Below are 6527 nucleotides of genomic sequence, written 5' to 3' on the forward strand. Positions count from 1 at the left end.
GGCGCCCCCACCCCCCCCCCCCGGGGGCGTTCACGCCCGCTGCCCGCCGCCCGCCAGCCGGTGCAGACCCGACGGCGTCACCACCGCATCCACCGGCCGGTCGTGCGGCTCGGCGGGCACCTCCGCCAGCAGTTCGTGGTCGTACAGCAGGGTCGCCAGGTACGGCCGGGCGTCCGCGGCCGCCAGCCGGGCCAGCACCCGGTCGTAGCTCCCGCCGCCGCGGCCCAACCCCAGGCCGCGGCGGTCCACCGCCAGGCCCGGCAGCAGCACCAGGGCCGCCCCGCAGACCGCGTCCGGCCCCAGCCGCGGACCGGTCGGCTCCAGCAGCCCCCGCCCGGCCGGCGCCAGCCCCGCCGGGCCCTCGTAGCGGGCCCAGTCCAGGTCGTTGTCGGGCAGCAGCACCGGCAGCAGCACCCGCACCCCGCGGGCCGCCAGCGCGTCCAGCAGCGGCCCGGTGCCCGGCTCGCCGCCCACCGACACGTAGGCCGCCGCCGTCCCGCCCGGCGCCGCCAGGTCCGTCGCGTGCCCGGCGATCGCGACCGCCGCCGCTGCCCGCCGATCGGGTGACATCGCGCGCCGTTCGGCCAAGAGGCGTGACCGCAGCGCAGTCTTGTCGTTGTGCAATGGATTGGCAGTCAAGGGTTCCCCACAGCTCGGCACCGATCGGTGCCCCGAGCCTGACACGCGGAAGGCGCCGGATGTCCACCCCGCTCCTGGTCGAGGCCCTCGCCGCGCTCGCGGCCCCCGCCGTGGCCGGTGCCGGGCTGCTCGGCCTGCGGCTGCGCCGCTGTGCCGCCGCGGCCGCCGCGCGGGAGGCCGAGCTGCGCAGCCGGATCGGCGAACTCCAGCAGGAACGCGACGAGTTGCAGCGCACCGCGTCCTGCGACCCGCTCACCGGCGTGTGGAACTACCGCCACCTGCAGATCACCCTCGACAAGGAGATCGAGCGGGCCCGCCGGGCCGAGGGCGCCGACGAGCGGCGGCCGCTCGCCCTGCTGATGCTGGAGATCGCCGGCTTCGACGCCGTCGTCGCCGAGCACGGCCGCAGCCGGGCCGGCGCCGTGCTGCGCGACCTCGCCCAGCGGCTCGCCGTCGAGATCCGCCGCTCCGACACCCTCGGCCGGTACGGCGGCGAGGAGTTCCTGGTGCTGCTCCCCGACACCGGGGCCGAGGGCGCCGTCCAGGTCGCCGAGCGGCTGTGCTGGGCCGTCCGGCGCCACCGGCTGCTCGACTGGTCCGCCCCGGCCCCCGCGCCCGGGCACAGCCGGCTCCGCGGCCGGGAGCGCCGGGCCGGCGACAACGGCCTCACCGCCACCGTCGGCATCGCCGTGATGCCCCGGGACGGCGCCCACGCGGCCGTCCTGCTGCGGGCCGCAGACAGCGCCCTGGGCGAGGCCCGGCGGGCCGGCGGCGACTGCTGGCGCAGCGCCCCGGCCGAGGCCGCCCCCGAGCCGACCGAGCATGCACCCCGGCCGGGTAGTGTGTCCGCTTGTGTCGGCGGGGCCACCCTCACCTCGGCCGGCCGAGCCCGCACCGCTGCTGCCGCTGCCGCCACGGTCGTCGCACGGGACGGGGTCTAAGACCCGATTCACCTCGCTCTCAGTGGGCGCTAAATCGCCTTAGTAAGGTCGACCCATGACGAAGACGAACGCCCGCACCCCCGTCACCAAGGCCGTCGTCCCGGCCGCCGGCCTCGGAACCCGCTTCCTGCCCGCGACCAAGGCGACCCCCAAGGAGATGCTGCCGGTCGTCGACAAGCCCGCCATCCAGTACGTCGTCGAGGAGGCGGCCGCCGCCGGCCTCTCCGACATACTGATGGTCACCGGCCGCAACAAGCGCGCCCTGGAGGACCACTTCGACCGCGCGTACGAGCTGGAGGAGCTGCTCGCCCGCAAGGGCGACCACGACCGCCTGCGCCGCGTCCAGGAGTCCGTGCAGCTGGCCAACATGCACTACGTCCGCCAGGGCGACCCCAAGGGCCTCGGCCACGCCGTCCTCGTCGCCGAGCAGCACGTCGCCGGCCAGCCCTTCGCCGTCCTCCTCGGCGACGACCTGATCGACCCGCGCGACCCGCTGCTCTCCCGCATGATCGAGGTCCAGCAGGAGCTCGGCGGCTCCGTCGTCGCCCTCATGGAGGTCGACCCCTCGCAGATCCACCTCTACGGCTGCGCCGCGGTCAAGCCCAACGGCTTCGGCGACGACGTCTTCCGGATCACCGACCTCGTCGAGAAGCCCGACACCGAGGACGCGCCCTCCAACTACGCCGTCATCGGCCGCTACATCCTCGACCCCACCGTCTTCGACGTGCTGCGCGACACCCCGCCCGGCCGCGGCGGCGAGATCCAGCTCACCGATGCCCTGCGCGAGCTCGCGGCCCGCGACGAGACCGCCGGCGGCCCCGTCCACGGCGTGCTGTTCAAGGGGCGCCGCTACGACACCGGCGACCGCGCCGACTACCTCCGCGCTATCGTCCGTCTGGCGTGCGAGCGCGAGGACCTCGGCCCGGAGTTCCGGGGCTGGCTCCAGCAGTTCGTCGCGCACGAGATGAACGGCTGACCGACCCGAAGGCGAGTGAGGCGATGACCGCGGGCCCCGCGAACGGCGACGACCCCTGCTGCGACGACACCGGCAGGCCGCACCGCGGCGCCCCGGTCACGCCCCGCCTGTGGACGGTCGACGAGCACCTCGCCGACGTCCTCGCCGCCGTCGGGCCGCTGCCCCCGGCCGAGACCGACCTGCTCGACGCCCAGGGCTGCCGGCTCGACGAGGACGTGGTCGCCGACACGGCCCTGCCGCCCTTCGACAACAGTTCGATGGACGGCTACGCCCTGCGCACCGCTGACACCCTGCGCGCCACCGACACCTACCCGTCGGTGCTGTCCGTGGTCGGCGACATCGCCGCCGGGGCCGCCGAGCTCCCCAAGGTCGGCCCCGGCCAGGCCGCCCGGATCATGACCGGCGCCCCGGTGCCGCCCGGGGCCGAGGCCGTCGCCCCGGTCGAGTGGACCGACGGCGGCACCGGCAGCGGCCTGGCCGCCGACGCGATGGGCGCCGCCGCGGCCGACGAGGAGGTGCGGGTCCTGCGGCCGGTCGCCGAGGGCGCGCACATCCGCCGCCGCGGCAGCGACGTCGCGGCCGGCGAGCGGGTGCTGGAGGCCGGCACCGTGCTCGGGCCCACCCAGATCGGACTGCTCGCCGCGATCGGCCGCGGCACCGTACGCGTCCGCCGCCGGCCGCGGGTCGTGGTGCTCTCCACCGGCAGCGAGCTCGTCCAGCCCGGGACGAGCGCCGGGCCCGGCCGGATCCACGACTCCAACAGCTTCACCCTCGCGGCGGCCGCCCGCGACGCCGGCGCGGTCGCCGTCCGGGTCGGCGGCGTCCCCGACGACGCCGACGTGCTCCGCGCCGTCCTGGCGGAGCACGCCGGGCAGGCCGACCTCCTGGTCACCAGCGGCGGCGTCAGCGTCGGCGCCTACGACGTCGTCAAGGAGGTCTTCGAGTCCTACGGCGGCGTCGACTTCCGCCGGCTGCGGATGCAGCCCGGCAAGCCGCAGGGGTTCGGCCGGATCGGCGAGGGCGCCGGCGTCCCGCTGCTCGCCCTGCCCGGCAACCCGGTGAGCGCGTACATCTCCTTCGAGCTGTTCGTCCGCCCGGTCATCCGCACCATGCTCGGCGCCCCCGACGTGCACCGCCCGGTGGTGCGGGCGCGCTGCACCGAGGCGCTGCGCTCGCCGGCCGGACGGCGGCAGTTCCTGCGCGGCCGCTACAGCCCCGCGGCCGGCACCGTCACGCCGGTCGGCGGCGAGGGATCGCACCTGGTGGGGGCACTCGCCCGGGCCGACTGTCTGATCACCGTCCCCGAGGACACCACCGCGCTGGAGGCCGGCGCCGACGTGGCTGTGGTCCTTCTCACGGAGTAGCCGGGCGGGGGCTGTACGGTAGCGCGGTATTCGACCCGCGCCACTGGAGCAGACCCGTGACCGACACACCCCCCGGCGACCGCCTCACCCACGTCGACGACACCGGCGCCGCCCGCATGGTCGACGTCTCCGAGAAGGCCGCCACGGTCCGCACCGCGGTGGCGGCCGGACGGGTGCGGGTCGCCCCCCGGGTGGTCGAGCTGCTGCGCGGCGAGGGCGTCCCCAAGGGCGACGCCCTCGCGGTGGCCCGGATCGCCGGGATCATGGGCGCCAAGCGGACGCCCGAGCTGATCCCGCTCTGCCACCCGATCGCGATCTCCGGGGTCACGGTCGACCTCGCGGTCACCGACGAGGCGGTGGAGATCACCGCCACCGTGCGGACGGCCGACCGCACCGGCGTGGAGATGGAGGCGCTCACCGCCGTCGCCGTCGCCGGCCTGACCGTCATCGACATGGTCAAGGCGGTCGACAAGGCGGCCGCGATCGAGGACGTCCGGGTGCTCACCAAGACCGGCGGCAAGAGCGGCGACTGGCACCGCGGGGACGCCCGGTGACGCCGCCCCGCGAACCGGCCGGCCGGGCCCTGGCGGTCACCGTCTCCAACCGCGCCTCGGCCGGTGTGTACGAGGACAAGGGCGGGCCGCTGCTGGCCGAGGGGCTGCGCGCGATGGGCTTCACCGTGGACGGCCCGCGCGTCGTGCCGGACGGCGACCCGGTCGAGGCGGCGCTGCGGGAGGCCGTCGCCGCCGGGTACGACGTCGTCCTGACCACCGGGGGCACCGGCATCTCGCCGATGGACCTCACCCCCGAGATGACCGCCCGGGTGATCGACCGGCAGATCCCCGGCATCGCCGAGGCCGTCCGTGCGTACGGCCGGGAGAAGGTGCCCACCTCGGCGCTGTCGCGCGGCCTCGCGGGACTGGCCGGACGTACCCTGATCATCAATCTGCCGGGCTCCACCGGCGGAGTCAGGGACGGGCTGGCCGTCCTCGCCCCGCGGCTCGCACACGCCGTCGACCAGCTGCGCGGCGGCGACCACCCGCGGCCCGCCGCCAGCGGCGGCGGACCGGCCGGGACCGGCCCCGAGGCGGGGAGAGCGCACTGAACGCCGGCTGGCCGGTCGAACTCACCGAGGGCGACGTCACGCTCCGTCCGATCAAGATCCGCGACCAGCGGGCCTGGCAGGACGCCAACCGGCGCAACCGGGACTGGCTGCGGCGCTGGGAGGCCACCGTGCCGCCGGCGCCGGCCGGCCGGGTCGGCGCGGCGCGGCCCAGCTACCGGCAGATGGTCCGCTATCTGCGCCGGGAGGCCGCGGCGGGCCGGATGCTGCCCTTCGCGGTGCTCCACCGGGGGCGGCTGGTCGGCCAGCTGACCGTCGGCGGCATCACCTGGGGATCGATGTGCTCGGCCAACGTCGGCTACTGGGTCGACGAGGAGGTGGCCGGGCGGGGCATCATGCCGACCGCGGTCGCGCTCGCCACCGACCACTGCTTCCGCACCCTCGGCCTGCACCGTCTGGAGGTGTGCATCCGCCCGGAGAACCGGCCCAGTCGGCGGGTGGTGGAAAAGCTCGGCTTCCGCGAGGAAGGAATGCGGCCGCGCTATCTCCACATCGACGGCGACTGGCGCGACCACCTGGTCTATGCGCTCACCGCCGAGGAGGTTCCGGAGGGCATGCTGACGCGCTGGCGGGGGATCAGAAGCGGTCGCAGCAGCAGTAATTGAATATTTGTTCGAAAAAGATATCGATATGGCATCGGGTCCCGGGTCGAGTGGTGGCAAACACCGGCAAATTAGTCGGAGAATCAGCTTGATCACACGACACGCCGCGCCAAATTGCTGCCACCGCTTACCCCGCCCCCGTACCGTGTGAATCGTGAGCAGTAGCGGCCTTATCTACGCGGTCATCGTGGGAGCCTGGGCCGCCTATCTGGTGCCGATGTGGCTCCGCAGGCAGGACGAGCTCAACGAGTCGCGTCCGACGGAACGCTTCAGTACCGCGATCCGCCTGCTGGCAGGCCGCTCGGCGCTGGAGCGGCGTGCGTCCCGGTCCCGCACCGACGAGTCCGGCGACGAACCGGCGGACGAGGACCCGGGCAGCGGCGAGAGCGCCGCCGCCGGGTCCGGCGACGACGTGCCCGCCGAGGACGCCCCGGCCGGGCACGCCCCCGCCGACCGGGCCCCGGCGGACCGCAGCCCGGCCGAGCACCCCGAGCCGGCCGTGGCCGACCGCCCCGCGGCCGACCGCCCCGTGCCCGAGCGCCGGGCCAGGCTGCTCGCCCGCCGCCGCCGCATGGTCACCGCGCTCTTCCTCGCCTTCGCCCTCGGCGCCGTCGTCGCGGCCGTCGCCGGCGTCGCCTTCATCTGGGTGCCCGCCCTCCCGGCCGTGCTGCTCACCGTCTACATCGGCCACCTGCGCCGGCTGGAGCGCCAGCGGTACGAGGTCAAGATCGACCGGGCCAGGGCCGCCCAGGCCGCCGAGCGCCTGCGCGCCCGCGAGCAGCACCGCCGCACCGCCGGGCCGGAGGCCGCCGCTGCGCCCGTCGCGGCCGTCACCGCCCCGCCCCGGGCCGGCACCCACTCAGCGGGGCGCACGGGCTGTCA

The 6527-nt window shown here is 75.7% G+C and carries 7 protein-coding genes and 1 pseudogene; 7 read left to right on the top strand and 1 reads right to left on the bottom strand.

The genetic code is table 11. From position 1 onward, the window contains the following. Positions 1 to 30 precede the first annotated feature (30 nt). On the bottom strand, positions 31 to 624 hold the full coding sequence (locus tag ACFV0G_RS32355) for a 5-formyltetrahydrofolate cyclo-ligase (RefSeq protein ID WP_380555721.1): 594 nt from the start codon (positions 622 to 624) through the stop codon (positions 31 to 33). A gap of 74 nt (positions 625 to 698) precedes the next feature. On the opposite strand from ACFV0G_RS32355, the gene ACFV0G_RS32360 reads away from it, so the two are divergent. From ACFV0G_RS32360 to ACFV0G_RS32390, 7 genes and pseudogenes are all read left to right on the top strand, one after another. After that, entirely contained in the window at positions 699 to 1580 is an 882-nt protein-coding gene (locus ACFV0G_RS32360) for a GGDEF domain-containing protein (protein ID WP_380555713.1), read from the top strand. A gap of 55 nt (positions 1581 to 1635) precedes the next feature. After that, on the top strand, positions 1636 to 2556 hold the full coding sequence (galU, locus tag ACFV0G_RS32365) for a UTP--glucose-1-phosphate uridylyltransferase GalU (protein WP_380555715.1): 921 nt from the start codon (positions 1636 to 1638) through the stop codon (positions 2554 to 2556). A 23-nt stretch (positions 2557 to 2579) separates the two neighbouring features. Further along, positions 2580 to 3920 (top strand): gephyrin-like molybdotransferase Glp, encoded by a 1341-nt coding sequence (gene glp, locus ACFV0G_RS32370; protein ID WP_380555717.1) that lies wholly within the window; start codon positions 2580 to 2582, stop codon positions 3918 to 3920. Between the two features lie 116 nt (positions 3921 to 4036). After that, on the top strand, positions 4037 to 4474 hold the full coding sequence (gene moaC, locus ACFV0G_RS32375; RefSeq protein ID WP_380555723.1) for a cyclic pyranopterin monophosphate synthase MoaC: 438 nt from the start codon (positions 4037 to 4039) through the stop codon (positions 4472 to 4474). Beyond that, a complete protein-coding gene (locus tag ACFV0G_RS32380; protein WP_380555719.1) occupies positions 4471 to 5025 on the top strand; it encodes a molybdenum cofactor biosynthesis protein B in 555 nt (184 codons plus the stop codon). The genes moaC and ACFV0G_RS32380 overlap by 4 nt, the downstream gene beginning before the upstream one ends. Then, positions 5022 to 5648, top strand: a complete 627-nt coding sequence (locus ACFV0G_RS32385; RefSeq protein WP_380555726.1) for a GNAT family N-acetyltransferase — start codon at positions 5022 to 5024, stop codon at positions 5646 to 5648. The genes ACFV0G_RS32380 and ACFV0G_RS32385 overlap by 4 nt, the downstream gene beginning before the upstream one ends. A 184-nt stretch (positions 5649 to 5832) precedes the next feature. Then, positions 5833 to 6527, top strand: a pseudogene (locus ACFV0G_RS32390) (hypothetical protein); the annotation flags it as partial.

The sequence above is a fragment of the Kitasatospora sp. NPDC059571 genome, assembly GCF_042735675.1.
In the GTDB taxonomy this organism is placed as follows: domain Bacteria; phylum Actinomycetota; class Actinomycetes; order Streptomycetales; family Streptomycetaceae; genus Kitasatospora.